The organism is Halostella sp. PRR32, from assembly GCF_034808085.1.
In the GTDB taxonomy this organism is placed as follows: Archaea; Halobacteriota; Halobacteria; order Halobacteriales; family Natronoarchaeaceae; genus Halostella; species Halostella pelagica.
The window spans coordinates 715653-741446 of record NZ_JAXHGL010000001.1 but is presented as its reverse complement, the minus strand read 5'-3'; the positions used below and the strand labels follow the sequence as shown (position 1 = coordinate 741446).

Here is a 25794-nt window from a genome sequence, read left to right as displayed (position 1 = left end):
ACATCGCGAGGCGGAGTTACAACAGTCCCTACGAGGCGGGCCGTCGCCCCCGTCAGGCGCGCTACTCCGGTTGCTTCAGGTACTGCCCGTCTTCGACCAACACGCCGCGGTCGACGGCGGTTTCGATGACGGCGTCGAAGTCCTCCGGCGGTATCTCGTAGGCGTTCGATGCGACGGTCGCTATCTCTCCCCGTTCGACCGGGAACTCGCGGTTCTGGAGCAGGCGCACGACGCGGTTGTACGTCGCCTGCGGCGGGCCGTTACTGCTCCCCGCGGCGCTCGTCCCCGAATCGTCGGCGCTGCCGCCAGTTGTTCCGGGACCACCGGCGCTGTCGCCGTTCGACTCCCCGCCACCGGCGTCACCGGCGCGTTCGCCCGACGCGCCCCCATCGTCGACGGTTATCCCGTCGTCAGCCTGCGGTTCGCCGGGCGTCTCGTCCGGCGTTTCTACCTCGACGGACACCTCAGTCTCGTCGGCGTGTGCCCGACCGGTCGGCTCGCTCGTTTCGTCCGCGTGTGTCGGATCAGTGTTCTCACGCGGTTCGTCCGAGGGATCGGTATCGGCCGACTCGCCGGCGTCGCTCGACGACTCCGTTCCCAGCAGGCCCTCGGCCACGTCGTCGTCGATGGACGGCGGGTCGTCCACGCCGAGTCCGTCCGACGTTCCGGCCGCGTCTGCCGCCGAGTCCGCGGACGGCGATGCGGCGTCCGCGTCGTTCGACGCCGTTGCACGGTCGGATTCGACCGACCCTGCTGTCCGGTCGAGACGCTGCTGTCGGTCGTCGACGGCGGTAACGACGTGGTCCATCACGCGGGAGAGCTTTCGGTGACAGGAGGGACAGAGGACGACGGTCCCCTGTTCCTCGGGAGACGGTGCGAAGGCGTCAGGGACGACGGGATACTCGGAGAGCGGTTCCTCGATCGCGGTCCCGCAGAAGTAACACGACGAGAGGGTCATGCTTCCAACACTCACCGCGACGCGGTAAAAACCTCCCCCTGGCGGTCGACGCTCGACGGACAGCACTGACTACCGAGCGTGCTCGTAGACGAACTCGCGGAGGAGTTTGCCGGCGAGCGCCGCGGCCTGGCCGTCGTCGCGGTCGTTCACCTCGACCACGTCGAACCCGTCGGCGTGCGGGGCAACGGCGCGGACGGCGTCGCGCATCTCGTGGGGGCGCAGTCCGAACGGTTCCATCGTGCCGGTGCCGGGGGCGTACCCCGGGTCGGCACCGTCTACGTCGACGCTGAGATAGACGGATTCGTCGTCGAAATCCGGCGTCCAGTCGGACACGTCTGCAGGCGGGACGACGGTCACGTCGTCCGCGTCGGCGCGCTCCCACTCGGCCTCGCTTCCGGTGCGAGCGCCCAGTATCACGGCTTCGTCGGCCACGTCTAACGCGTGCCGGGTCGCCGTGGCGTGGCTCAACTCGTTGCCGTCGTACTCCTCCCGCAGGTCAAGATGTGCGTCGAGGACGACGACGGCGTCGGGGTCGACGGCCCTGACGCCGGCGACCGAGACGGTGTGTTCCCCGCCGATCGTGAGCGGGACGGCTCCGTCCCACACCGCGTCGGTCAGGACCCCTTCGAGATACTCCAGGTACTCGGCGGCGTCGTCCCACGCGCGGACGTCGCCGTGGTCGTGAACTGAGAGTTCCGAGAAACGGAGGTCGGTTCGACGGTCGAAGTCGTCGTACGTTTCCGCGAAGCGTCGCACGCGGTCCGGGCCGAATCGTGCGCCCGGCTGGAACGTCGTCGAGACGTCAAGCGGAGCCCCGACGACCACGTACGACGCGTCGTCGCGGTCGGCGCGGGCTCCGGGAAACATTATATGATCTTGCGCTGCTCTTCCATCTCCAGGTATTCGATGTCGTCGTCCGGCGAGAGGTCAGCGTCCTCGGGCGTGCTGATCGTGATCGTCTCGTACGTTTCGAGGTCCATCACCTGGGCGACGGTGGGCGACTCGACGCTGACGACCTGCCCCTGCTTTCGCTCGATGATCGGGACCCATACCTTCGCGTCGACCGGCTGCGACAGCGAGCGCTTCTTCCCGTCGAACACGCCTTCGGCCTCGATACGTGCCTTGGCGCTACCGTGCTTGCCCGGTTTCGCCGTGCTGTACGCATTGATCTGGCACGGCGTGTCCTCGATCATCACGTAGTTGCCTTCCTGAAGGTCGCGAACTTGCTTCTGCTGTTTCGCCATAGGGCGGCTTAATCAACGTAACAGTATAAACGATTTGGAAGCGTGTAACCGGTCTCTCCGGGGCTAAATCCGCCGAATGACGCCGCAATCAGTTCTGGGCGGAGTTGCGCAGTTCCGTTCTCCCGCTCCGGGCGGCGTCGGGACGGAATCACTCGCCGACACCTTTTTTCCCCGACTGCATGATGGAATTGTATGGATAGTTCTCGTTCCCTTTCGCGTCGCCGAGCGCTTCGGGCGACCGCCGCCTGCGTCGTCCTTTCGTCCGGCTGTCTGAGCGGCGACGACTCGACGGAACCCACCCCCGTACAGACGACTGGCGTCCCCCCCATCTCGGACCCTGACCACGGCGACTTCTACGTCTGCGTGCGCAACGACGGCGACGAGAGCCGGGAGATAACCGTGACCGTTCGCGGCCCGGACGGCGACGAACCGTTCTCGGCCGCCGTCTCTCTCGAACCGGACGAGCGGGACCGGCGGAAGAACGTCGTGAACGCTGGCGGAGCGTACACCGTCGAGGTCGACGCCGGCGACGCCGGGTCGGAGACAGTGACGTGGGACATCCCGGAGTCAGTCGAAGACGTGACCGGCGTGAACGTCAACGTCGAACCGACCGACGGAGTCGAAGTGGTCGTCGCCGAGCGACAGCCCTGTTGACCCGAACCGGGCCGGTCCAATCCGGGGGACCCGGCGGATCCGGCGGACCCGCCGCACACACTCAGCTCCGACGCTCGATAACTCGCCCGACGCGCTCCAGCCCCTCAGTCAGTTCGTCCCGGGGCAGGCCGAAGCCGATCCGGAAGCGGTTCGGATGGCCGAACAGGTCGCCGGGCGCGAGGACGACGCTCTCCTCCTCGACGACGGCGGTGCAGAAATCCCGTGCGTCCGCGAACCCCTCCGGTACCGTAACGAACCCGTTGACGCCGACCGGGTCGTGCCAGTCCAGGCCGTGGTCGCCGACGAAGTCGCGGACTTGCTCTCGGTTCCGTCTCGCGTGCTCTCGGTTCTCGCGGAGAATTCGGTTCTCCTGACCGCCTAGCGCCTGCTTCGCGACGTGCTGGCCGAAGACGGAGGGCGAGATAGTCGTGTAATCCTTCCAGTTCCACGCCGTTTCGACCAGTTCCTCGGGAAGGACGGCCCAGCCGAACCGGAGGCCGGCGAGGCCGTGGGACTTCGTCGTGCTAGACGTGCTGATGCCGCGCTTGCCCATGCTGGCGACCGGCGGGATCGGTTTCTCGGCAAGGAGGCGATACACCTCGTCGCAGAGCAGGTAGGCGTCCGCGTCCTCGGCGAGGTCGTAGAGCGCGCGGATATTCTCTTCGGAGTGATACTGTCCCGTCGGGTTGTTCGGGTTGTTGACGACGATCACCTCGGTGTCCTCGCGGACGGCGTCCGCTACCGCATCGATATCGAGTTCCCACTCCGGCGACGAGAGAGGGACGCGCGTCACCTCGGCCACGGCTTCGGGGACGGCGTGGAGCGCCTGGTACGTCGGCGTCACGACGACGGCGTGGTCGCCCTCGTCGAGCAGAGAGAGGAAGGTGAGGAAGTTCGCCTCCTGCGCGCCGCAGGTGAAAAGCACCTCGTCGGCGGTGCGGTCGTACCGCCGTGCGACCTCGGCGCGGAACTCGGGGTCGCCGTTGGTCGGGATGACGTAGCCGAGTTCGCCGGGGTCGGTGTCGAACCGGTCAGCGTCGAGGCTACGGATGCCGCTTTCAGCGAGCATGATATCGGCTTCGTGTTCGTGTTCGGCGAACCACCGCTCCAGACCGAAGTCGGCGACGTTCATAGTGGTCGATAGCGAGCGAAGGTAAAAGCCGGCGGGGATCTCCGGCAGACGACGCTCGTCAGTCTCAGTCGCCCTCGCCCGGGCGGCGCTGTTTCAGATTCTGGCGGGTGAACTGGGGTTTCGCGCGGATCCCCTTGCGGGACCGGAACGAGCGGTAGAGCAACAGGGCGACGCCGACGGAGAACGCGGCTGCGATCGCGGTCGACCGAATAGTAGCAAAGGAGTAAAGCACCGAGGTCGAGAGGACGCCCGCGGTGAGCAGGAGGCCGTAGACGATCCGCTTCGCAAGCGTGTCGAACACGTCGTTCGAGTCCTCTATCTCGGCGCGGACGTGGAGGTTCTCGCGGTCGATGCGGTCCAGCGTGCGCTCCAGTTTCGGCGGTACGCGAACAGCAGAGAGCACCGACTGCTGGACCTGGTCGCCCGCCTCGTCGATGTACTGCCGGACGCTCTCCTCGCGATACCCTTGCTCTGTCAGATAGTCGGTGGCGATAGAGATGAAGTCGAAATCGGGGTCGAGCGTCACGCAGACGCCCTCGACGACGGTGGCGACCCGCAGGACGAGCGCGAGGTTCTTCGGCAGGCGAAACGGGAACTCGTAGATGGAGTCCTCGATCTGGCCGACGATCTGCTGGACGCGGTACTGCTCGATGTCCTCGCCGCGGACATCCTGAATGGCGAGTTCCATCACCTCGCCCATCACCTGTCGGTCGGCCTCGGGCGAGAGCGTCCCGATCTCGATGAGGGCGTCGAGGATGCCGTCGATGTCTTGGTTCGCGACGGCGACGTAGAAGTCGACTATCTTGTCCTGGATGAAGTCGTCGACGCGGCCGCTCATCCCGAAGTCGTAGAAGATGATGCGGCCCTCGTCGGTCACCGCGAGGTTCCCCGGGTGGGGGTCGGCGTGGAAGACGCCGTCCTCGATGATCATCTGGAGGTACGCGCGTTGGAGGTTCTCGGCGATTTCCGTGCGGTTGAGGTCCTTTTCCGCGAGCGTCTCCAGGTCGTTTATCTTCGTCCCCGGTATGTACTCCATCGTCAGCACTCGCGCCCCCGACCGTTCCTCGACGACGGGGGGAACGACGATCGCGTCGTCGTCCTCGAAATTCGACCGGATCTCCCGGAGCATCTCGGCTTCGCGCTCGTAATCCATTTCCTCGCGGATCGTCTTGGCGAACTCGTCGGCGAGGTTTTCGAGCGAGAACGCCCGCGACTCGTCGATGAACGTCAACAGGACCGGGAGCGACCAGCGGATAACCCGTAGGTCGGCCTCGACGAGCGGTTCGATGTCCGGGCGGCGGACCTTCACGGCCACCTCCGACCCCTGGAACTCGGCGGTGTACACCTGCCCGAGACTTGCTCCGCTTATCGGCTCGGTGTCGAATCCGTCGAACGCTTCGTCGACGGGTCCGAGCTCCGATTCGACCACCGTCCGGGCGTCGGACCACGGCGCGGGCGGAACCTCGTCCTGGAGTTGCGAGAGGACGTCTATGTACTCCGGCGGGAGGATGTCGGGCCGGGTCGAGAGCAGTTGACCGAGTTTGATAAACGTCGGCCCCAGCGTGAGCAGCGAGTCGAGCAGGCGGTCCGCGCGCTCGCGACGCATCTCGGCGTCGACGCGGCGGCGACCGCCGACGATCAGGAACCTGTGACGGTCTCTCGCGTAGGCGACCAGCAGCGGTAGGAACTGACGCACGACGACGAAAAAGCGCCAGTAGGCCCGGAGGTTGACCAGCGTAACCACCTCGCGCTACGCGCCCTCGGTGACCTCTATCGATGTGCCAGTAGACTCCGAACCGCGTTTCGGCAGGTGGAGTTCGAGGACGCCCCGGTCGACCGTCGCAGACGCCCCGGCGTCGGTCGCGTCCGGCGGGAGCGGGATATCGGCGTCCAGAAACAGGGACCGGTCTTCAGTCCGGTACTGGAACTCCGGTGGGAGGTTTTTCTCGCGCCGCGCCTCGATTTCGAGCGCAGAGCCATCGACGGCGATGTCGACCGTGTCTGCAGTGACACCGGGGAGGTCGACGACGAGCAGATACTCGTCGTCGCTCTCCAGCAGATCGGCGAACACGGCGTCGGGTAGGTCGCGCAAGGCATCACGCAGCGCTGACATACGCGGTCGTACGGAGTCCGTGGCGAAAAAGGCCGCGATCCAGCCTAGAGCGGTGAAACCACGACCCAGAGAACGGCCAGAACGACCGCCGCGCCAGCGATTCGCCACAGGGCGGGCATCGCGAGGCGTCGAACCGCCTCCCCCTCGTCGCCGTCGGTGATCCGGAAGAGCGCCGTCTCGCCGTCGCGGACGACGGCGTTGACGGTCCCCGCGGCGTTCGACCACGGTTCGTACTCCACTCCGCCGTACACGTGGACGGGGTCGCCGGGGTCGAGGCGGCGTTCGATGTACTTGCGGTCGTCGCCGGTCGCTATCTCGATCACGCGGAGGTCCCACGACTTCTCCTCTGAGCCGACATCCGGAGTGTCCTCGATCCACCGTCGGATCCGTTCGGGCGGAGCCTTTCCGCCGTCGACGCGGGTGGTGTGGTCGTCGAGCGCCAGGGCCGCGCCGTCGGGATCGACGAGTAACGCCCCGGTGTCGTCGTCCAGAACGAACGGGACGCGCCCGCTCCCCGAATGGATAGTCTCCCAGTGGTTGTTCTTGCCCGACGACCGCAGTTCCTGTACTTCGTACTCGCAGACCACGCATTTCGTTCCCGAAAACGGCGCACGGAGCGACGACTCGTGTATCCCGACTGACCCCTCGATCTCGACGATTCCGGAGACGTTCGCCGCGGACGCGACGTCTATGGGATCGTTCCGATAGACGCGGTATGCCCGTGCGCCGTGTCTGCCGGCGTCCCCGAGTAAGAGGAGACTAACGAGGACGAGTACCGCGATGAGAGCAGTCGCGGCCGAGAGCAGTGTCATGCTTCCGGTTGAGAACCCCAGGAAATAAGCGTTCCGTCGCTGAATAAGGGTAACTTACCGTTCGAAGCCCCGGTTTGGGTGGGGGATAACAAAACACCCAGAAGGGGTTAGATGGGACGATGAACAGACGGACTCCCCTGGTGGTCCTCGGATCCATCTTGTTTCTCGCTGTCGCGACTGTCGGTGCGTTCACGGTAGCAGCGACGGCCGCGGCGGTGGAGGGACCGATCGACCCGCTGACGAAAAACGAAACAGGCGTACAAGAAAACGAAACAAATGCACAGGATTCGCTCTCGACTCACGCGACGGTTCGCGGCGGCCCCTCCACCGGCGAGGATATCGGCGGTGGCGACGTCGACGGCGACGGGTCTGCCGACGTTCTCGTCGGCCAACCGTTCAACGACGAAGCGGGCGAGAACGGCGGCGCGGCGCACCTGTTTTACGGTCCGGTCGAGGGCGGCGAGTACGACATCGAAGACGCTGATCTCACGATCCGCGGCAGCGCCGGCGGACAGTGGACGGGGTACGACGTGAACGTCGACGATGTCGACGGCGACGGCTACGGCGACCTGATAGTGAGCGCGCCGCTTCGCGAGGAGGGGTACGTGTACGTCTTCTACGGCGGCCCGTCGCTGTCCGGTACTCTCACTCCCGACGACGCCGATGTCGTGCTGAGCGGCGTCGACCAGGACGAACAACTCGGCCTCGCTGTCGATCCCGTCGAGCGTGAGAGCGGCGCGGGACTGGTCATCGGCGCTCCGCGAAGCGATGTCGGCGGTGAGAACGCCGGTGCCGCGTACTACTTCGAATCGCCGTCCACCAACGAGACCACCGCCGACGCCGACCTGCGACTGGTCGGCGCGGAGTCCGGCCACACCGCCGGGTGGGACGTCGCCGGTGCCGACGCGGACGGCGACGGATCGGCCGAGATCGCAGTGGGTGCGCGCGGCGTCGACGACGCGGCAGGCGCGGCGTACGTCGTCTCCTCGAACTGGACGGGCACCCATTCGCTCGCCGACGCTGACATCGTGGTCCGCGGCGCGCAGTCCGGTGACAGAGCAGGCCAGAGCGTCGATATCGTCGGGACGGACGACGGCGGAGAGGTCGTCGTCGGCGCACCGAGCGCGAACCGGGACGGGAGCAACTCCGGAGCGGTGTACGTCAGCCCCGTAGAGTCGACTGACCTCGCCGAGAGGGACCCGGTTTTCGTCGGTTCGTCGGGCGACCGCGCCGGATGGGACGTGACGGCCGGCGACGTGACGTGTGACGACCGCCCCGACCTGCTCGTCGGCGCGCCCTACGCCGAGGACAAGGCCGGCGCTGCGTACGTCGTCCCCGGTGGCGGGGGCGACGCAGCGCAGCTGCTGACCGGCGAGAGCGCGGGCGATTTCGCCGGCTACCGCCTGGCGCTGGTCGCAAACGCGACCGGCGGGGAAACCAGGGACGCGCTGGTCGGCGCACCGCACGAGAACACGACGAACGTCACCGGCCACGCCTATCTCCTGGAGGGAGAGTGCGCCGTCGACACCTCGCCGGTCGAGAACGCGACGACAGGCGACGGGAACGGTACGGACGGTGCCCGAAACGGGACGAACGGGACGGAGAACGGCTCAGCGAACGAGACCGAAACCGGCGGAGACGGGGGCTCCGCGGAGACGGACGACGCCACGACGGGACCGGCGACCGCTGACGGGACAAACGGACTTCCCGTCGATATCGTCCCCGCCAGTGTCGCCGTCGCCGCGGCACTCGCGACCGTCGGCGTGGTAGTGCTGTGGCGTCGCCGCCTGTGAGAGCTCTGCTGTAGCGACACCGTCCGTCGAAACCGATTTCGCCGTTACGGTGTCCCGGCGGTCTGGTGATTAGCCGCCCCGTCAGTCAGCACCGCCGGCGTCGAGTACCCCCACTTTTCCCGCGGCAGTCCGAACGTGGTGGTATGAGCGATCAAGTAACTGACGCCGGGTTCAAGGACCGAACCCGGGTCGACGAGGCGCGCGACGCCCTCCGCGAGGCCGTCGCCGGGATCGACCGCACGGAGTCGGTCCCGCTGACCGCGGCCGACGGGCGGGTCGTGGCCGAGCGAATCACCGCGGAACGGTCCGTCCCTCACTACCGGCGGGCCGCGATGGACGGCTACGCGGTGCGGGCGGCAGACACCTTCGGCGCGAGCGACCGCTCGCCGTCGGTCCTCCGGGCCGACGACGCTGTCGGGCCGGAGCGTGCGGCCCGCGTCCACACCGGTAGCGAACTCCCGGAGGGAGCCGATGCGGTGGTGATGGTCGAGCAGGTCGAGGCGGTCGGCGACGACCTCGAAGTGTTCGACGCCGTCGCCGAGGGCGAGAACGTCGCCCCCGTGGGCGAAGATGTCGAGCAGGACGACGTGTTGTACGAACCGGGCCACCGCCTACGCCCGTCGGACCTGGGACTGCTGAAATCGGTCGGCGTCGACGAGGTCGAGACCTACGACCGCCCGTCAGTCGGCGTGATACCGACGGGCGAGGAACTCGTCCAGCACGACCCCGACCCCGGCGAAGTGATCGAGACGAACGGGTTGACGGTTTCTCGCTACGTCGAGCGCTGGGGCGGGCGCGCCGAGTACCGGAACGTCGTCACGGACGACCGGGATGCGCTCCGCGCCGCCGTCCAGCGCGACCTGACGAAAGACATCGTCGTCACGACCGGCGGGTCCTCTGTCGGCGAGCGCGACCTGATCCCCGACGTCGTCGACGACCTCGGGGAGGTGTTCGTCCACGGCGTCGCGCTGAAGCCGGGCCATCCCGTCGCGCTCGGCGTCGTCGAGGAAACGCCCGTGCTCATGCTCCCGGGGTATCCCGTGGCCTGCATCGTCAACGCCGTCCAGTTCCTCCGGCCCGCGATGAAGTGGACCGAGAACGCGGCCGTTCCGCCGCACCCGACGACCGAGGCCCGCCTCGACCGGAAGATAGCGAGCGAACCCGGCACGCGGACGTTCGCCCGCGTGACACTCGAATCGAGAGACGGCGAGCGCGTCGCCATCCCGACGCGGGCGAGCGGGTCGGGGATCCTGTCGAGCGTCGCGCAGGCCGACGGCTGGGTGGTGATCCCGGACGACCGCGAGGGCGTCGCGGAGGGCGAAACCGTCGCCGTACAGGACTGGGAGTGGTCGGCGTGACGGACGCAGACGCCGCCGCGGAGGTGAGCGCATGAGCGACCGTAAGGAGTTCCGCGACCTCGCGTCCCCGGAGCGCGCCCGGGAGGCCATCGACTCGCTCGACCTCGAACCGGAGCCGGAGACGGTGTCGCTCGAAGACGCCCGGGGCCGCGTTCTCGCCGAGCGCGTGGACGCGGGTATCGACGTGCCGGGGTTCGACCGCGCGTCGCTCGACGGATACGCCCTCAGAGCACGGGACACGTTCGGCGCGGACGAGGCTGACCCCGTTGCCCTCGACTTGGTCGGGTCGGTTCACGCGGGCGAGGAACCCGGCGTCGACGTGGAAACGGGCGAGGCCGTCGAGATATCGACCGGTGCGGTGATGCCGCCCGGAGCGGACGCGATGGTGATGGTGGAGGAGACGGACGAGAGCGGGGATCAGGTCCTCGTCCGGACCTCCGTCGCGCCCGGCGACAACGTGATGCTCGCCGGCGCGGACATCGCGGCGGGCGAGCGAGCGCTCGGCCCCGGAACCCGACTGACCGCCCGCGAGATCGGCCTGCTGTCGGCGCTCGGGGTCGACGAGGTGCCCGTCCGCGGGACGCCCCGAGTCGGGATCATCTCGACCGGCGACGAACTCGTCCGGCCCGGCGGCGACCTCCACAGCGAGCGCGGCCAGATCTACGACGTGAACTCCTACACCGTCGCCAGCGCCGTCGAAGAGGCCGGCGGCGAAGCAGTCACCTACCCCCACGCGGGCGACGACTACGATGAAATGGAGCGGATCCTGACGACCGCCGCCGACGAGTGTGACCTCGTCCTCTCGTCCGGGTCGACGAGCGCCAGCGCCGTCGACGTCATCTATCAGGTGATCGAAGACCAGGGCGAACTCCTGCTCCACGGCGTCGCGGTGAAGCCGGGAAAACCGATGCTCGTGGGTCGGCTGGCTGACTCGGCGTACGTCGGCCTCCCCGGCTACCCCGTCTCGGCGCTCACCATCTTCCGGACGTTCGTCGCGCCGGCGGTCCGCGACGCTGCCGGCCGCCCCGAACCGCGGACCGCGACCGTCAGCGGCCGGATGGCTCGCCGCGAGCGGTATCAGGAGGGTCGTCTCCGGTACATGCCCGTCGGCCTCGTCACGGCTGGTCCGAAAGACCAGCGAGGCGGAAACGGTGACACCGTCGGAGCGGACGGGAACGGCGAAACGCTCGTCTACCCCGTCGACAAGGGAAGCGGCGCGACGACCAGTCTCGTCGAGGCGGACGGCGTCGTCGCCGTGGACCCCGACACGGACTACCTCGCCGAGGGAGAGCCGGTTACCGTCGAGTTGTTCTCCCCGGACGTGCGCCCGCCGTCGCTGTTCGGCGTGGGCGAGGACGACCCGCTTTTCTCCCGGCTACTCGACGACCTGTCGAACCCCCGATACCTGTCACTCGGGAGCCGAGAGGGACTGCGCCGGCTACGCGACGGCACGCCGGACGCCGCGGTGACCGCCGGGCCGGTCGAGCGAGATGTCGACGCCGAACCGCTCGGCGAGTGGACCCGTGAGTGGGGGCTGATCGTCCCCACGGGCGATCCCGACGGGGTCGACGGACTCGCCGACCTGGTCGACCGGGACCTGCGGTTCGTCAACCGAACGACCGACTCCGGCCTGCGGACGAGCCTCGGCGAGGCGGTAGCCGCACTCGCCGAGGAGCGCGGCGCCGACCGCCGCGAACTGGTCGACGCTATCGACGGGTTCGAACTTGCCGTGCGCGCTCACGAGAGCCCGGCGCGGAAAGTCGCTGCGGGCGGTGCTGACGCTGGCGTCGGATTACGGGCGAGTGCGGAGAAACTGGGACTCGGTTTCGTCCCGCTCGGCGAGCAGCGAGTGCGGGTCCACGGCAACCCCGACCGGACCGAAAAAGTCGGCGTGACGGAACTGATCACGGCGCTCGACCGGGTGCCCGATCTTGCCGCAGACCTACCCGGTTACAGGTCGGCGAACGAGGAGAGTCGGTAGTCCCCGAGCACGCTGTGGCCGAGCAGGTCGGGGTCGTGACGCTCGACGTGGATGCCGTCGAGGCCGGCGTTCCAGGCGGCGCCGATGTCGCAGGCACCGTCGCCGACGAGGACGCCCTCGTGTCCGTTGTACGCGACCTCCATCTTCTCTTTTGCGTGTTCCACGGGCGCGGGGTCGGGCTTCCAACCCAGGTCTTCCGAACAGCAGACGACCGTCTCGAACCAGTCCCGGATGTCGAGGTGGTCGAACACGACGTCGGCGACCGGTGCCGGACAGTGCGTGACGATGCCCGATGGCGCGTCGATGTTCGTGATACGGTCGGCGTCGTCGTAGAGGTACGTCGACTCCGCTCGCGCGATGGGGTCGTCCACCTCGTCGAACACCTCCCAGAACTCCCTGACTGTGAGTTCGGCCGGCAGAATATCCGTTCGCAGGTCGTCCGTCGCGTGCCAGAGGAGATACCGCTCGTCGTCCGTAAACGCAAGGCCGAGTCGGTCTTCGACGCTTGACATCACCTCGTTGCGATAGTCGGCTTCGACGTCGACTAACGTCCCGTCGAGATCGAACAGCCAGTAGTCGTACTCCGGGACCATAGGGGGCAAAAATAGAGGCCGTAGCAGAATAAGTATTCTGCCCCTACGCGCCGTGTTAACACGGTTCGGATCGGCCTAAGCGGAGCCAAAACACGGCCAGTGCGACCTACGCGTCACCCTCTTGCACCTCGACGCTGCTGCCGAGATACTTCGAGATCACCTCGGAGACCGAATCCGCATTGAACAGGTCCAGTGACTCTGCGATCTCGGCTTTCAGACCGTCGAAGTACGCTTCGTCGGTCCGCAGTGCGCTGAACGCGACGCTGTCTACCGGAACGTCGAGGGCCTCCTCGGCCATCGCCCGGTGGTGCTTCTCGTCGTTTACCTCGCCCCGCCACAGGTTGTCGCGGAAGAACAGCCACCCCTCATCGCCTGGCGGGTCAGCGCGGCGGTACAGCGTCGTCTCGAACGTAGCGGGGTCGACGCGAACGTGCTCGCCCGCCGGATCGATCCGGACCCGAACGCGGAACACGTACTCTGCATCCATCAGGCGTAAGGCCCCTTCATCGTTGTAGTTGGTCTCTCACTCGTGGCCTGACTCCGTCTCGACGAGTTCCGCCATTTCGGCGTCCTTGTCCGTGATACCGCCCTCCTCGTGGCTGGTGAACCGGACTTCGACCTCCTCGTAGCCGATCCGGATCTCCGGGTGGTGGAACTCCGCCTCCGCGATCTCGCCGACGAGTTGCGCGAAGTTGACGCCGCGTAGGTAGTCGTCGAACTCGTAGGTCCGGACTATCTCGTCACCTTCGCGGTGCCATTCATCCGGGATCTGTTCCTCGACTTCGTCGTCGGAAAGCAGGTCGGCCATGGAGAAGATATCCCGAGGCCAGCAAGATAATCGTTGTGCCCGCTTCAGTCGTCGTCGAACGGGCTGACGGGCGCGTCGGCCGGCAGTTCGTCACGCGCGTCCGCCGGCATCTCGTCGGACATCGCCTCGGTAACGAAGTCGGGCGGACCGTCGGCCCCGGCGAACTCCGGGTCGAACAACTGGAGCGCGGTGTGGATAGTCGTCCAGTCGTCGTCAGCGGCGGCGTTTCTGAGACTCTTCGTGGGCGCGGCGAGCAACTGGCCGACCAGCGCGTCGGCGAGCGATTCGAGTATCTCGCGCTGGCGGTCGGAAACGTCGCCCTCCGCCTCCAGTTTCGAGACCGCGGTTTCGATCTCGCGGGATTTGACCCGTTCCGCGCTCTCGTACATCGCGGCGATGACTTCGTCGGCCCGCTTACGTTTGTACTGGTCCAGCAAGCGCTCGAACTCCTCGTCTATCGTGCTTTCGACGCGTTCGGCCGCCTCCCGTCTGCGCTCTCGGGTCCGGTCGGTCACCGACTCCAGTTCGTCGAGGTCGTACACGGCCACCGCGTCGAGGTCGTCGGCCGCCGGCGCGACGTCTCGCGGCTGGGCGAGGTCGATCACCACGGTCCCGCCGGTGTCGGTGAGAGTGTCCGCATCGAGGATGAACCCCTCCGTACTCGTCGCCGTGACGATGACATCGGCGCGCTCCGCCGCGGCGGGGACGGCGGGCAAGGCGATAGCCCGCGCGTCCGCGTCGACTTCCGTAGCGACGTGTTCGGCGTGGGGGACGGTCCGGTTGGCGACGATCATCTCGTCCGAACCGTGGGCGGCGAGCGCCCGGGCCGACAGCGTACCCATCTCCCCGGCTCCGACGACGAGCGCCGTCGAGTTACCGAGGTCGGTCTCCGTCTCGGCCAGCCGCGCCGCCGCGGTGCCGAGCGAGACGGCCCCCTCGTTGATGGCCGTCTCGGTGCGAACCCGCTCGCCGACGTGGATCGCCTTTGTGACGGCGTCTTCCAGCACGGGGCCGATACCGCCCGCGCCGCGGGCCTCCTCGTAGGCAGTCCGGACCTGGCCCAGGATCTGGTCCTCGCCGAGGACGAGCGATTCGAGTCCGGAGGCGACCCGGAGCAGATGGCGAAGGCTCTCCTCGTGGTCCATCTCGACGACGCTATCGTCGGGAACGTCCGCGACCAACTCGTCGAGAACGGCCCGTCCGGTCACAGGGGATTCGGTGACCACGTACGCTTCGACGCGGTTGCACGTCTGGAGGGCGAACGCCTCCTCGGCACCGCCGAGCAGACCCGAGACGACGGTCCGCTGGTCGGGGCCGCTCGCCTCGGCGAGCACGTCGACGGACGCCCGTTCGTGCGAGACGCTTACGCCGGAAATGACGCCGGTGCTTGCGATCATCGAGTATCACCGGACGAGTGTAGTTTGTCGCTGATCACGTCGCGAGCCACTTGCCGACCCTTGGACTCCCCCCTACGTAAACCCTTCCAAACCCGGGAAGACCTGACGACGGCTCGGATCGCGTCGTGTCGGTCCCCCTCGGGCACGCCCTCGTCGCGCAGTTCGTCGCGGAGGTCGGCCGTCACCGTCGCCATCGCTCCCGCTCCCGCTATCTCCGCTTCGATAGTTTCGCGGAGATGCTTGCTCAACGCGGGGCTCGCGCCGCCCGTCGCCACGGCGGCCACCACTGGATCGTCGCGGACCGTCGCGGGGACGACCACGCTCCCGGGGTCGCGGTCGCCGTGGCTGTCCGCCCGATTGACGAGAACGCCGCGGTCCCGGGCCGCCTCGGCTATCGCCTCGTTGACGGTAGCGTCGTCGGTCGCCGCGACGACCAGCGCCGGGTCGAACCTGTCGAGCCAGTTCGGAACGTCCCCTTCGGCGGGGGCCGCCCGCACTCGCTCGCTCCCGCCGAACTCCGCGTCGGCGAAATCGGGGCTGACGACGACGACGCTTGCTTCGCGTGCGAACCGTCTGGCCTTCCGCGCGCCGACGGGGCCGCCGCCGAACACGAGCACCGTCGCGCCCGAGAAGTCGTGGAGTAGCGGGATCATACGGGGTTCACTCTACGGTGTTTGCGCTCGCGCGCTCCTCGATACGGATGCCGGTCTTCTTCAGGATGCGCGTCGAGAACAGCGTGTCCCAGTCGCCCTCGTCGACGCCGTCAGGCTCCGTCCGGCGGGCCGACGACGGTTCTTCGTCGACGTCCCAGAACTCCGCCATGCGCTCGCGCACCTGCTCGATGCGCCGCTCGCTCTCTTCCTCGCTCCGGCCGTGGGTCATCGCGAAGAAGTTGTACGGCCAGACGCCCTCGTGGCGCGGCCGCCGGTAGCAGTGCGTGACGAAGGGGAGGGCGGCTATCTCGGGGCCGACCTCGTCGACGATGTCGTCCGGAACGTTCCAGACGGTCATCCCGTTTTCCGTGTAGCCGAGCGCGTAGTGGGTCGGGATGACGCCGACCCGTCGGATCTTCCCCTCCGCGTCGAACCGCTTGATCGTCTCCAGCACCCAGTCGACGTCGGCGTCCAGCGCGTCCGCGACGTCCCGGTACGGCGTCGCGGAGACCGGGAGCCCGTCCTGTATCTCGACTACCAGGTCCCGCTCGGCGGGCGTCAGCGTGTCGGCGTCGGTCGGGGCCACGTCCGGACCGAGATGCGAGAGGTCCACGTCGCCCTCCGGGATCGGTCCGTCGACGTAGAACTTCGCTTCGACGCGGAACTCCCGCTGCTTGGGGAGGTTGTACGTCTCCTGGCCGGTCTCGTCCTCGATAGCAGACAGAACCTCTTCGACGCGGTCGCTCGCGGTTTCACCGCTCGACCGGGACCCCTCCTGAGTCCCGCCGTCCGCGACCGAGACGACGAACCACATGTTCAGGTGCGGGTGCTCGCGCTCGTAGTTGTGCGCCACCTCGCGGTGGGCGTTGACCTGTTCGGCCACCTCGTCGAACCGGTCCTCCGGCGCGTGCATGGCGACCAGCGTCGCCGTGCCGCCGATCTCCTGTGCGTTGATCAGCGGGCCGAACCGCGTCAGCACGCCGTCGTCGTCCAGTCGCCGGACCCGCTCCAACAGTTCGTCGGCATCCACATCGACCCCCCGGTCCCGCAGCGCCGCGGCCGCCGGTTCGAAGGGGTCGCGGACGACCGGGAACCCGCCCTGAAAGGCGTTGACGACCGCGCGGTCCCGCTCGTCCAGGTCGACGTCCGTCTCGCTCATAGTCGAAACTGAGGACCGGGGGCGTATAAGCGATGCGAGGTGGGTCGCCGCTCAGGAGTCCGGCGCGTGGATTACCCCGTAGTAACTCCCGACGACCTCCACGGTCCGCTTGAAGGTGCCGACGAGGATCGGTCCGACGAACAGCCCCATCACCCCGAGGAGGTACGTCCCGCCGAGGACGCCGACGAAGATAGTGGCTGAGTGCATCTCCGACTCTCGGTCGATCAGCATCGCCCGCAGGTAGTCGTCCGTGACGGCGACGGAGGTCATCCCCCAGAGGACGACGAACGCCGCTGACAGCGGCTGGCCGATCCAGAAGAGGTAGACGACAGCCCCGCCCAGCACCGGGGCGACGCCGACGACCGGAACGATGGCCAGCGCCATCATCGCGACCGTGAGCAGGGTCGCCTCCGGAACGCCCGTGAGAAAGAGGCTCACGCCCGCGACGAGCCCCTGTACGATCGCGACGAGGACGTGTCCCTTGAGCACGGCCCACGTCATGTCGTGCACTGACTCGAACAGTTCGTCCCGCACCGGGGCCTCCAGCGGCGTCATCCGCCGAAGCCACGCGACGAGTCCCCGGCCGTCCTTGAGGAGGTAGTAGAGCACGAACGTCAGCAGCAGAAACCCGAGGAAGGCGTGGATCCCGGTGCTCAGCACGTCCGACGCCTGATCGCTGGCACGGCTGGTCAATCGGTCGGACGCGCGCTCCGCAAGCGAGCGGACGGGGAGGGTGATCCCGGTGTTCTGGCGGATGACGCTTCGCACCTGATCGACCAGTTCGGACCGTGAGAGCCCTTCGAGCAGCGCGCTCCCCCGTGTGACTGCGACGGTCACCCCGGCCGCCAGGGGGACGACCACGAGCAGCGTGACGAGGAGAGCCAGCAGCCCCGCAGAGAGACGCGGTCCGACCCGGTCTTCGAGGCGTCGGTGGACGGGGTAGAGCACGAAAGCGAGCAGTCCCGTCGCGAGGAGCCACGAGAGGAACGGCTGGACGAGCAGCCAGATGACCGCCGTCAGCGCGGCGACCAGTACCCACGCAAACGCGGTGCGAGCGTCCATCGTCCGTTCCGACCACGGAGCGATGGAAGTCGTTTGGGGGTAGCCGGACAGCCGTCGTCCACCCGGCGACTGTCAGTCGCCGCGGACGCCCGTCACGTCGAAGCCCGCCTCGCGAATGTCCTCCAGAATGGCCTCGTGGTCGGCGGTGGCCTCGTAGTAGAAGACGACGTCGAACGTGCCGTTGCGGAGAAGCTGCTGGCACTCCCAGACGAACTCGTCGTCGTCGAGCGTAAGCCCCTGATGCTGATTCGACGCGAACTCGGGGTCGTCGGAGCCGGAGTAGACGTACGCCTCCTCGTCCGTAGCGTGGTCGGCGATGACCTCGCCGATGTCGATGGTCGCCTGCGTCATCGCGATGTCGTCCTGGGACTCGATGTCCGTGTGGACGACGGCACCGTTGAGTTCTATCTCGCCGGGTTCGAGCAACTGCTTGGTCCGCCGGTACAGGTCGTCGTCGAGAGCGTCGCTCATTAGCGGGACGAACGTGTCGCGTCCCCTTATGGTACCCGTTTCCGCGCGAGCCAGCGGTTTCAGTCGTCGCGCGCGGACGGAGCCGTCGCTGGCGTGTGTGAAAAAACGGAGAAACGATGCACGGGCGGACTGCAGAGGGGTGGACCCCCAGAGATGCGCGTCGCCGCGCCGCCTGACAGCGCCCGGATGCGAATTGGGCTGTAAACCGGTTTACAGACGCTCGAGGTTCGTCGCGCGCGGGCCCTTGTCGGCCTGCTCGATATCGAACTCGACTTCCTGACCTTCCTCCAGGTCAGGACCGCCGACGTCCTCCATGTGGAAGAACACGTCTTCCTCGGAGTCGTCGCTGTCAATGAAACCGTAACCGCCCGTGTCGTTGAAGAAGTCAACCGTACCTTTCGCCATTGCAACTCTGGAGAGTGGCTCCGCCTATATAAGCTATGCGACTCGCGGTCGTCGTGGAGGCCGAGATATGCTTTCACGGCCCGCAGACGCGTACTGATACTGACGGACGGAAGTCAGTGAAGAATTTCGCGGGGACGTTCCCGCGAAATATCTGAAACAGGCACGTCCATCAGAATACGACACTTACCGACACACAAGACACATTATCCCCGCCGTTGTCGCCGTACGTAGATGCTGTCTGGTCTCCGCGAGCGCGCCGAGGATGCCTACGAGCGACTGCTCGAACGCGAAATATCGGGAACACCGTCGCACGTGGCCGTGATTCAGGACGGAAACAGACGATACGCCCGAAAGCAGGGCACAGAGAAACACGACGGGTACCGATCCGGCGCGGAGACGACCGAACAGGTGTTGAACTGGTGCCGGGACATGAACATCGACGAACTGACGCTCTACACTTTCTCGACGGAGAACTTCGACCGTCCCGAGGAGGAGCGCGAACCGCTGTTCGACCTCCTCGAGGAGAAACTCCACGAGTTCGCTGACGCCGACCGCGTCCACGACGGTGAGGTGTGTATTCGAGTGCTTGGCGACGTGGACCGCCTGCCGGAGCGCGTCCGGGACGCGGTCGAGTACGCGGAGGACCGGACCCGCGGCTACGACCGGTTCGTTCTGAACATCGCGCTCGCGTACGGCGGCCGGGCCCAGCTACTCTCCGCCGCACAGAGCGTTGCCCGGGAGGTCGACGACGGGGACCTCCGCGCCGACGACGTCGACGTCGAAACCGTCGAGAAGAGGCTGTACGACCGCCCGGTTCGCGACGTCGACCTCATCCTCCGAACCGGCGGCGACGAGCGGACGAGCAACTTCCTCCCGTGGCACGCGAACGGAAACGAGGCGGCCGTCTATTTCTGTACGCCGTACTGGCCGGAGTTCTCCCGCGTCGACTTTCTGCGGGGAATCCGCACTTACGAGCACCGCGAACGGTCTTGGCGGCGCACCCGCGCCCGCCGCGGCCTCGCGCTCCTGCGCGCGCTCGGCGGCGTCGAACTCGACGAGGCCCGGTCGGTCGTCCGGCGGTTCCGCGACTCGTTACCGAGCAGCGAGCGCTCGACCGTCGACGAGGTCGCGCCCGAGGACCTGCCGCCCGCGGACGAGGAACCGAAGCCGGCGGACTGACGGCTCCCGTCGGATGAACGCTCGTCGGTTCGTTTTCCGCTCGTGCCGTGTCGAGGCTACCGCCCATATCGGCGGTTTCGCTTCCCGTACTCCCGGAGCGCTCGCAGGTAGTCGCGCTTCCGGAAGTCCCGCCAGTTCACGTCGGTGAAGTAGAGTTCGGAGTAGACGGACTGCCAGATCATGAAATCCGAGAGGCGCTCCGCGCCGGTCTTGATGACCAGGTCGGGTTCTTCGGGGAAGACGAGTCGGTCCTCGATGTCGTCGGCGTCTATCTCGTCGGGGTCCAGTTCGCCCTCCTGTACCTCCTCGGCCAGGCCGCGGACGGCGGTGGTGAACTCGTGTTTGCCGCCGAGGCCGATGCTCACCTGGATAGGGGCGTCCGCGCGAACGTCGTCGTCCGGTCCGCGAACGTCGATGGTACGGGGAACGTCGATGTCGTCGAACTGTCGTTTCAGCGTCGGAACGGCCGCTTCGTCGAGTACGCTCACGGAGACGGTAACCCGTTCCGCGTCGTATTCGAACGCCCAGTTGAAGGCGTCCTCTAACGTGTCGTACGCTCCCTGCTCCAGCAGGTCGCGTTCCGTGATGACGATCGCGACGCGGTCCGGGCGAACGTCGTCCTCGAAGCGTAGACGGGCGGCGAGATATCTATCGTAGAGACCCACACGAATCGCTTGTCAGGCGGATGGCCTAATACTGTCGGCTGTGAGACGCTGGCCGGTTTCGAGGCTCCGGGTTCGACTATTCTCGCGAGAGAACAGACGCCAGAGTACACTGTCGGCTGTCCGTCCTTGTGGACGTTCGCCGGACCGATCCGGTGCACTCCACAACCGGATACGGCCGACGGTATAAGTGGTACGGGTCGCCGTCGGCGGTGATTCGCTTCGGGAAGGTTAAGTGACCTACCTACAAACGGACGCGTTAGCGTGACATCGACTGTACGGCGAGCGGGGGCGTTTGCGGGGGTCGGCAGCCTCGCACTGGTCGCACCCCTGCTCGGATGGGCGGCCGCCGTCCCGTTCGCCGTGGTCGCGGGAATCGCCGTGCTCGTCGATGACGGGCCGGTGTTCGAGTTGTTTGCGCGGCCCGGCGACTGGGAAGAGGGCCGCCTGCACGGACTGATCGGATTCGCACTCGCTGCGACCGGTCTCGGACTCCTGTCGACCGTCGAGGCGATGCCGACACTCGCGTTCGTCGGTGCGGTACTGACGCTCGTGTACGGCAATCTGGCCGCACAGGTTGTCCGCCGGCGCTCGACCGACCCCGTCGTCGGCGCTGTCGGGTTCGTCCTCGGCGGCGCCGTCGGCTGCTGGATCGGCATTCTCGCCACGGCGCTGCTGAACGGTGACTCGGGGGTGGCCCCCGCATTCGTCGTGTTCCTCTCGGCAAGCGGCGCGTTACTCGGCGCGTTGCTTCGGTCGGTCCTGTTCGAACGCGACGACCCGGTCGTCGTTCTCTCGGTCGGACTCCTGCTTTGGTTCCTCTGGGAACTGACGGACCCGGGGACGGTACACGATGTCGGGATCGCCCTCGCGGTGACAGTCGCCGTCGGATACGCCTCCTACGCTCTCGACACCGCGTCGGTCTCCGGAATGCTATCGGGCGTGTTCCTCGGCCTGCTCACGATCGTTCTCGGCGGGATCGGGTGGTTCGCCGTCATCATCGTCTTTTTCGGCATCGGCGGCCTCTCGACCAAGTTCCGGTACGAGGAGAAGGCCCAACGCGGCGTCGCGGAGAAAAACGAGGGCGCGCGCGGGAGTTCAAACGTGTTCAGTAACGCGGCGGTCGCGCTGGCGGCCGTCCTCGCGTACGCGGCCGCGCCGATCCATCTCCCGGTCGGCGACGGCACGGGGATCGCCGGGGGGATCTTCCTCTACGCGTTTGCCGGCTCCATCTCTACGGCGATGAGCGACACGCTCTCCAGCGAGATCGGCGGCGTGTTCGACCGGCCGCGACTGATCACGACGCTCAAACCGGTCGACCCCGGAACTGACGGTGCCGTCACCTGGCAGGGGGAACTCGCCGGCACCGCCGGGGCGACGCTCATCGCGCTCGTCGCCGTCGCGTTGCTCGACTCGGTCGGGCCGACAGGCGCAGGCGTCATCCTCGTCGCCGGCGTCGCCGGCATGACCGTCGATAGCCTCCTCGGTGCGACGGTCGAGGGCGGTCGTCTCGGCAACCAGAGCGTGAACTTCCTCGCCACCCTGTCCGGCGGCGCCGTCGGGGCGGTCCTGGCGAGCGGACTGGGCATCGCCGCCGTCGCGTGATCCGAGCGGCGACGCCCGCCGACATGCCCGCGCTTCGTGCGCTCCAGTCGCTTCTCCCCGCGTCGAGTCCGCAGCTCCTGACGACCGCGCTCCGCGGGCCCGGCGTGGTGCTCGCGTCAGTCGACGGGCCGGACGATACCGGCGTTCCGGTGGGGTACATCCTCGCGATGAACGGCCCCGAAACGGCCCACGTCGCTGAACTCGTCGTGGCCCCGTCGCACCGACGGGAGGGGCGCGGCCGGCGGTTGCTCGCCGCGGCGCTCGCCCGCCTGCGCGAGACGGAGGCGACATCGGTAGAACTGGCCGTCGAACCGGGAAACGACGCGGCCAGACGGCTGTACGAGGAGTTCGGGTTCGAGGAGAAAACGCGAATAGAGTCGTACTACGACGACGGCGGTCCCGCCGTGCTCATGCGGCGGCCGTTGTAGCGCGCGTTCGCTACAGTTCGATGTCGGGGGCGGCGTGGACGCGGACGCTCGTCGGGCGCTTGGTGAACTCCCCGCGGTCGCTCCCGACGACACGGTCGACGCCGCGGTCGGCCGCCACGTCTGCGAGTCGCTGAGTGACTTCCCCGTCGCGAATCACGGCGGTCGGCACCGGGTCAGCGTCGTCGACAGCGTCGACCGCCTCGTCGGCCGGCGCCTCCGACAGCGGCGAGTGGTCGGCGTCCAGCAGACGGACGACCCCGCGTCCCTCGTCGATCACCTCGGCGACGTGGTCGCGGAGCGTCTCGGGGAGCGCATCCGTCGAAACCGCTTCCTCGGCGGTTTCCGCCGCTTCAGCCTCGTCGGGCATCGATTCCGGCGTGTTCGCGTCCGTCGCTGCCGACCCGTCCGAGGCGCCGCGTCGGAGCGGTTCCGTCGTGTCGGCGTCGTCCGGCCCTGGCGACTCCAGCGTCTCCGGTGAAACCGGGGTTTCCGCCGTCGTGGCGTTCTCGTCGACCGGCGGGGACGGCGACCGGCTCCCGTCCGTGGCGACGGTGTCCTGAGAGTTGGGGCGGTCGGCCACCGTCTCGTGCGGTTCCTTCTCGCGGAGCGCCGCAAACACTTCCTCGCGAGAGAGGTCTTCGACGGACTTGCCGTCGGGCGCGAACGCGACGTAGTCGATCTGAGCGACCTGCCCCAGTTCTCGGAGGATGAGGTGTCCGCCGCGGTCGCCGTCGAGAAACGCTGTCACCGTCCGGTCGGCTGTAAGATCCGCGACCGCGTCGGGGACGTTCGTCCCTTCGACGGCGACGGCGTTTTTCACCCCGTAGCGCAGGAGCGTGAGGACGTCCGAACGCCCCTCGACGACGACGACGGCGTCGCTGTCCGCGACGCGGGGGCCTGCCGGTTGCCCCTCGTGGTCGGTGACGGTACCGACGCGGGCGCTCTGTCTCACTTCGTCGAGGATCTCCTCGCTCGTCATCACGCCGTCGTCGAACGAGTCGTGTAGGAGTTCCTGCGCGCGCTCGACGATCCGGCGGCGTTTCGCCGCCCGGACGTCTTCGATGTCGGTAACTTCGAGTTCGGCTCGGCAGGGGCCGATCCGGTCGAGCGCTTCCAGCGCGGCCGCGAGCGTCGCCGTCGCCACTTTGTCGACGCTCGTGGCGATGGTTACCGTGCCTTCCGACCGGCCGCTGGCGCTCTCTATCTCGACTTCGATACGACCGACCTTCGAGGACTGCTGGAGGTCTCGCAGGTCGAGTTCGTCGCCGAGGAGCCCCTCGGTCTGACCGAAGATCGCACCGACGACGTCACTCCGCTCTACCACCCCGTCGGCGGAGATTTCGGCGTGAATGAGATATTTCGATGTGTCCTCCATAGATGATCTGCCCGTTTGTCGGGCTGAACCGTGACTCCATGCGCGTCCATGGACTACATTGTAATTGTTGAGGATCCCTCAAATACCTGTTGGGGTTGAAAGGAAGGAGACGGGAAAACGGACGGCGTCCGGAGGCCGCCGGAGCCTGACGCGGGCATCGAGTCCTGATGAGGCCTGTCAACGCCTGCTGACAACGGCGAATCAACTACCTGAGCGCGTCGAGGACCGCACCGCCGTGGGCCAGCGACGTACGGGGGTTCGACGGCTCGTCGTGTTCGTATATGATCCACTCCGTCCCGGCGTCCCGTGCCGCTTCGGCGCATCCCTCCACGTCCAGGTCACCCTCGCCGAGTTCGACGGGCGTCTTCGTCTCGGCGTCGACGTCTTTCAGGTGAACGAGCGGCGCGTCGTCGATGCGCCGTAGCAGGTCGACGGGGTCGCGGCCCGCTGCGAGGGCCCACCCCGTGTCGAGTTCGATGGAGACGCTGTCGCCGAGTTCCGAAAGAAGCAGCTCGTACCCAGTCGTCTCGCCGAGAGCCGTGAACTCCTGGTCGTGGTTGTGATAGGCCAGGCGAAACCCGCGGTCCGCGAGGGCGTCCCCGATACCGTCCAGTCGGTTCGCCGTTCGCTCGACGGCAGCGCGGGATTCGAACTCGGACTCGTCGAGCCACGGGACGACGACGGTGTCGACGCCCGCCGCCTCGCAGGCCTCGAGGACGCTCCCGCGGTGTCCCTCCAGATGCTCGATGCCGACGTGGGCTGCGGCCGCATCTAGCCCCGTCTCGGTCAGGGCGGCGGACACCTCCTCGTCGGGAGTCCCGGCGAACTCCACGCCGTCGAACGTGGTCTCCGCGACCAGCGAGACGAGGTCGCTCGTCGATCCGTCTACGTCGCGAAGCGTGTACAGCTGGATTGCCGTTCGCATACCTGGGGGTACGCGGACCAGCGAAATATACGGTCGGCCGTACACACAGCATAGCGACCGGTCGTCGGTGTATTTTTCCGCGCGTCTACTCGCGCGTCTCCGTCTGCGCGCTGGCCGTGAGAGACGTGGCGAGTGCGGCGGCCTCGACCGCCGTCTCGCCGAGAACGTAGGTGATCGGTTCGACGCCGAACGCGCCGCGGTGGTAGATCACCCGCGGTACGCCGCCCCGCTCCTCGAACCGCTCGCGAAGGCGTGCGCGCCGGGTGTCGTACTCCGCGTCGAACTCCAGCGGGTCGATCTCTGCCTCGTGGGCGGCGGCGAGCAGGGCCTCGGACGTTGCGAGATTGAGAGCGCCGCCGACGTCGGGGTCGACTGCGCTCGCGGCCAGAACGGTCTCCGCGACGTGCTGGGACGCGCCGAACTCGGGGTTCGCCGGCACGTTGATCCGCCCCCGCATCGCGTGGATCCGGCCCGGGATAGCCGCCACGTCGGTTTCGTCGGTTGCGCCGGGCAGTGCGGTGCCGACGTTCGTTCCGACGTTGGGAACGTGGCCGACGATAGCGGGTTCGTTTTCGAGCGTGCGGGTCGCCTCGCGGACCGTCGAGAGCACGTCTCGCTCCGCGAGAACGGCGTCGTCGCGCCCGCGGACGCAGAGGTCGCAGCCGAGCCCCTGCAACGAGGGCATCGCCTCCTCGTGGGCCTCGCAGATCGGCCCTCGGTCCTCGAACTCGCGGATCAGGTCGAGCAGTTCGGCGAGCGCCTCGTACTGGTCGAGTTCGCCCGTCGCAAGCCCGTCGGCGATGGCCGACATCGTCTCTCTCATCCGGCGGTTATCGCTGAACCGCTCGTTCAGCGCACTGTCGCCGGCGACGTACTTGCTGACGGCAGCCTGCGTCACGCCGAGCTGGTCGGCTATCTCCTGCTGGGTCAGGTCGTGCTCGTGGAGTTCCGCCGCGAGCATCGCCCTCGCGGTCGGCAGGAACCGGTCGACGACTATCTCGCTCGGAAGCCGCAGCGACATGGCCGT

General features: G+C 67.4%; 27 protein-coding genes. 7 read left to right on the top strand and 20 right to left on the bottom strand.

Annotation, left to right across the window (positions count from 1 at the left end; all coding sequences use genetic code 11):
• Positions 1 to 61: 61 nt before the first annotated feature.
• From SM753_RS03885 to SM753_RS03875, 3 genes are all read right to left on the bottom strand, one after another.
• Positions 62 to 958: a hypothetical protein gene (locus SM753_RS03885; RefSeq protein WP_323190620.1), complete on the bottom strand. Its 897-nt coding sequence runs from the start codon at positions 956 to 958 to the stop codon at positions 62 to 64.
• A gap of 69 nt (positions 959 to 1027) precedes the next feature.
• Entirely contained in the window at positions 1028 to 1825 is a 798-nt protein-coding gene (speB, locus tag SM753_RS03880; RefSeq protein ID WP_323190619.1) for an agmatinase, read from the bottom strand.
• Positions 1825 to 2202 (bottom strand): translation initiation factor IF-5A, encoded by a 378-nt coding sequence (locus SM753_RS03875; RefSeq protein ID WP_135534724.1) that lies wholly within the window; start codon positions 2200 to 2202, stop codon positions 1825 to 1827. The genes speB and SM753_RS03875 overlap by 1 nt, the downstream gene beginning before the upstream one ends.
• 192 nt (positions 2203 to 2394) lie before the next feature.
• On the opposite strand from SM753_RS03875, the gene SM753_RS03870 reads away from it, so the two are divergent.
• Positions 2395 to 2856, top strand: coding sequence for a hypothetical protein (locus SM753_RS03870; RefSeq protein ID WP_323190618.1), 462 nt, complete (start codon positions 2395 to 2397; stop codon positions 2854 to 2856).
• Between the two features lie 61 nt (positions 2857 to 2917).
• Here SM753_RS03870 and SM753_RS03865 read toward each other — a convergent pair whose 3' ends face one another.
• The 4 genes from SM753_RS03865 to SM753_RS03850 form a co-directional block, all read right to left on the bottom strand.
• On the bottom strand, positions 2918 to 3988 hold the full coding sequence (locus SM753_RS03865) for an aminotransferase class I/II-fold pyridoxal phosphate-dependent enzyme (RefSeq protein ID WP_323190617.1): 1071 nt from the start codon (positions 3986 to 3988) through the stop codon (positions 2918 to 2920).
• A 64-nt stretch (positions 3989 to 4052) separates the two neighbouring features.
• On the bottom strand, positions 4053 to 5732 hold the full coding sequence (locus SM753_RS03860; RefSeq protein WP_323190616.1) for an AarF/ABC1/UbiB kinase family protein: 1680 nt from the start codon (positions 5730 to 5732) through the stop codon (positions 4053 to 4055).
• 6 nt (positions 5733 to 5738) lie between these two features.
• Complete coding sequence (locus tag SM753_RS03855) at positions 5739 to 6101, bottom strand: Hsp20/alpha crystallin family protein (RefSeq protein WP_135534720.1); 363 nt, start codon at positions 6099 to 6101, stop codon at positions 5739 to 5741.
• Positions 6102 to 6145: 44 nt separating this feature from the next.
• Positions 6146 to 6913 carry a GIDE domain-containing protein gene (locus SM753_RS03850; protein ID WP_323190615.1) on the bottom strand — a complete coding sequence of 256 codons (768 nt, stop codon included), beginning with the start codon at positions 6911 to 6913 and terminating at the stop codon, positions 6146 to 6148.
• 119 nt (positions 6914 to 7032) lie between these two features.
• On the opposite strand from SM753_RS03850, the gene SM753_RS03845 reads away from it, so the two are divergent.
• The 3 genes from SM753_RS03845 to SM753_RS03835 all read left to right on the top strand — a co-directional run bounded on the left by SM753_RS03845 (position 7033) and on the right by SM753_RS03835 (position 12045).
• Entirely contained in the window at positions 7033 to 8706 is a 1674-nt protein-coding gene (locus SM753_RS03845; protein WP_323190614.1) for a hypothetical protein, read from the top strand.
• A gap of 143 nt (positions 8707 to 8849) precedes the next feature.
• Entirely contained in the window at positions 8850 to 10064 is a 1215-nt protein-coding gene (gene glp, locus SM753_RS03840) for a gephyrin-like molybdotransferase Glp (RefSeq protein WP_323190613.1), read from the top strand.
• Between the two features lie 31 nt (positions 10065 to 10095).
• Positions 10096 to 12045 (top strand): molybdopterin biosynthesis protein, encoded by a 1950-nt coding sequence (locus SM753_RS03835; protein WP_323190612.1) that lies wholly within the window; start codon positions 10096 to 10098, stop codon positions 12043 to 12045.
• Here the strand turns inward: SM753_RS03835 and SM753_RS03830 are convergent.
• The 9 genes from SM753_RS03830 to SM753_RS03790 all read right to left on the bottom strand — a co-directional run bounded on the left by SM753_RS03830 (position 12015) and on the right by SM753_RS03790 (position 18593).
• On the bottom strand, positions 12015 to 12638 hold the full coding sequence (locus tag SM753_RS03830; protein ID WP_323190611.1) for an HAD family hydrolase: 624 nt from the start codon (positions 12636 to 12638) through the stop codon (positions 12015 to 12017). The two genes, SM753_RS03835 and SM753_RS03830, sit on opposite strands and share 31 nt — an antisense overlap.
• A 106-nt stretch (positions 12639 to 12744) precedes the next feature.
• Positions 12745 to 13125: an LWR-salt protein gene (lwrS, locus tag SM753_RS03825; RefSeq protein WP_323190610.1), complete on the bottom strand. Its 381-nt coding sequence runs from the start codon at positions 13123 to 13125 to the stop codon at positions 12745 to 12747.
• 36 nt (positions 13126 to 13161) lie between these two features.
• A complete protein-coding gene (locus SM753_RS03820; RefSeq protein ID WP_135534713.1) occupies positions 13162 to 13446 on the bottom strand; it encodes a 4a-hydroxytetrahydrobiopterin dehydratase in 285 nt (94 codons plus the stop codon).
• A gap of 44 nt (positions 13447 to 13490) precedes the next feature.
• Positions 13491 to 14840, bottom strand: coding sequence for a glutamyl-tRNA reductase (gene hemA, locus SM753_RS03815; RefSeq protein WP_369335320.1), 1350 nt, complete (start codon positions 14838 to 14840; stop codon positions 13491 to 13493).
• A complete protein-coding gene (locus SM753_RS03810; protein ID WP_323190608.1) occupies positions 14840 to 15496 on the bottom strand; it encodes a bifunctional precorrin-2 dehydrogenase/sirohydrochlorin ferrochelatase in 657 nt (218 codons plus the stop codon). Before SM753_RS03810 ends, hemA begins: the two co-directional genes overlap by 1 nt.
• 7 nt (positions 15497 to 15503) lie before the next feature.
• Positions 15504 to 16655, bottom strand: a complete 1152-nt coding sequence (locus SM753_RS03805) for an Lrp/AsnC family transcriptional regulator (protein WP_323190607.1) — start codon at positions 16653 to 16655, stop codon at positions 15504 to 15506.
• Between the two features lie 51 nt (positions 16656 to 16706).
• On the bottom strand, positions 16707 to 17717 hold the full coding sequence (locus SM753_RS03800) for an AI-2E family transporter (RefSeq protein WP_323190606.1): 1011 nt from the start codon (positions 17715 to 17717) through the stop codon (positions 16707 to 16709).
• Positions 17718 to 17789: 72 nt separating this feature from the next.
• Positions 17790 to 18188 carry a DUF5778 family protein gene (locus SM753_RS03795; RefSeq protein ID WP_138797852.1) on the bottom strand — a complete coding sequence of 133 codons (399 nt, stop codon included), beginning with the start codon at positions 18186 to 18188 and terminating at the stop codon, positions 17790 to 17792.
• A gap of 210 nt (positions 18189 to 18398) precedes the next feature.
• The gene (locus SM753_RS03790; RefSeq protein WP_121817324.1) at positions 18399 to 18593 is read right to left on the bottom strand and encodes a cold-shock protein; all 195 of its coding nucleotides are present in this window, start codon (positions 18591 to 18593) and stop codon (positions 18399 to 18401) included.
• Positions 18594 to 18824: 231 nt separating this feature from the next.
• On the opposite strand from SM753_RS03790, the gene uppS reads away from it, so the two are divergent.
• On the top strand, positions 18825 to 19772 hold the full coding sequence (gene uppS, locus SM753_RS03785; RefSeq protein ID WP_323190605.1) for a polyprenyl diphosphate synthase: 948 nt from the start codon (positions 18825 to 18827) through the stop codon (positions 19770 to 19772).
• A gap of 56 nt (positions 19773 to 19828) precedes the next feature.
• Here the strand turns inward: uppS and SM753_RS03780 are convergent, their stop codons facing one another.
• Positions 19829 to 20437 carry an undecaprenyl diphosphate synthase family protein gene (locus SM753_RS03780; RefSeq protein WP_138797851.1) on the bottom strand — a complete coding sequence of 203 codons (609 nt, stop codon included), beginning with the start codon at positions 20435 to 20437 and terminating at the stop codon, positions 19829 to 19831.
• A gap of 261 nt (positions 20438 to 20698) precedes the next feature.
• Here SM753_RS03780 and SM753_RS03775 point away from each other — a divergent pair, with 261 nt between their 5' ends.
• Positions 20699 to 22039, top strand: a complete 1341-nt coding sequence (locus SM753_RS03775; RefSeq protein WP_323190604.1) for a DUF92 domain-containing protein — start codon at positions 20699 to 20701, stop codon at positions 22037 to 22039.
• A gap of 23 nt (positions 22040 to 22062) precedes the next feature.
• On the top strand, positions 22063 to 22467 hold the full coding sequence (locus SM753_RS03770) for a GNAT family N-acetyltransferase (RefSeq protein WP_323190603.1): 405 nt from the start codon (positions 22063 to 22065) through the stop codon (positions 22465 to 22467).
• Between the two features lie 10 nt (positions 22468 to 22477).
• Here the strand turns inward: SM753_RS03770 and dnaG are convergent, their stop codons facing one another.
• From dnaG to SM753_RS03755, 3 genes are all read right to left on the bottom strand, one after another.
• Positions 22478 to 23842 (bottom strand): DNA primase DnaG, encoded by a 1365-nt coding sequence (gene dnaG, locus SM753_RS03765; protein ID WP_323190602.1) that lies wholly within the window; start codon positions 23840 to 23842, stop codon positions 22478 to 22480.
• A gap of 205 nt (positions 23843 to 24047) precedes the next feature.
• On the bottom strand, positions 24048 to 24767 hold the full coding sequence (locus SM753_RS03760; protein ID WP_323190601.1) for a sugar phosphate isomerase/epimerase: 720 nt from the start codon (positions 24765 to 24767) through the stop codon (positions 24048 to 24050).
• An 85-nt stretch (positions 24768 to 24852) separates the two neighbouring features.
• Positions 24853 to 25788 (bottom strand): thiamine-phosphate synthase family protein, encoded by a 936-nt coding sequence (locus SM753_RS03755; protein ID WP_323190600.1) that lies wholly within the window; start codon positions 25786 to 25788, stop codon positions 24853 to 24855.
• Positions 25789 to 25794: the final 6 nt, after the last annotated feature.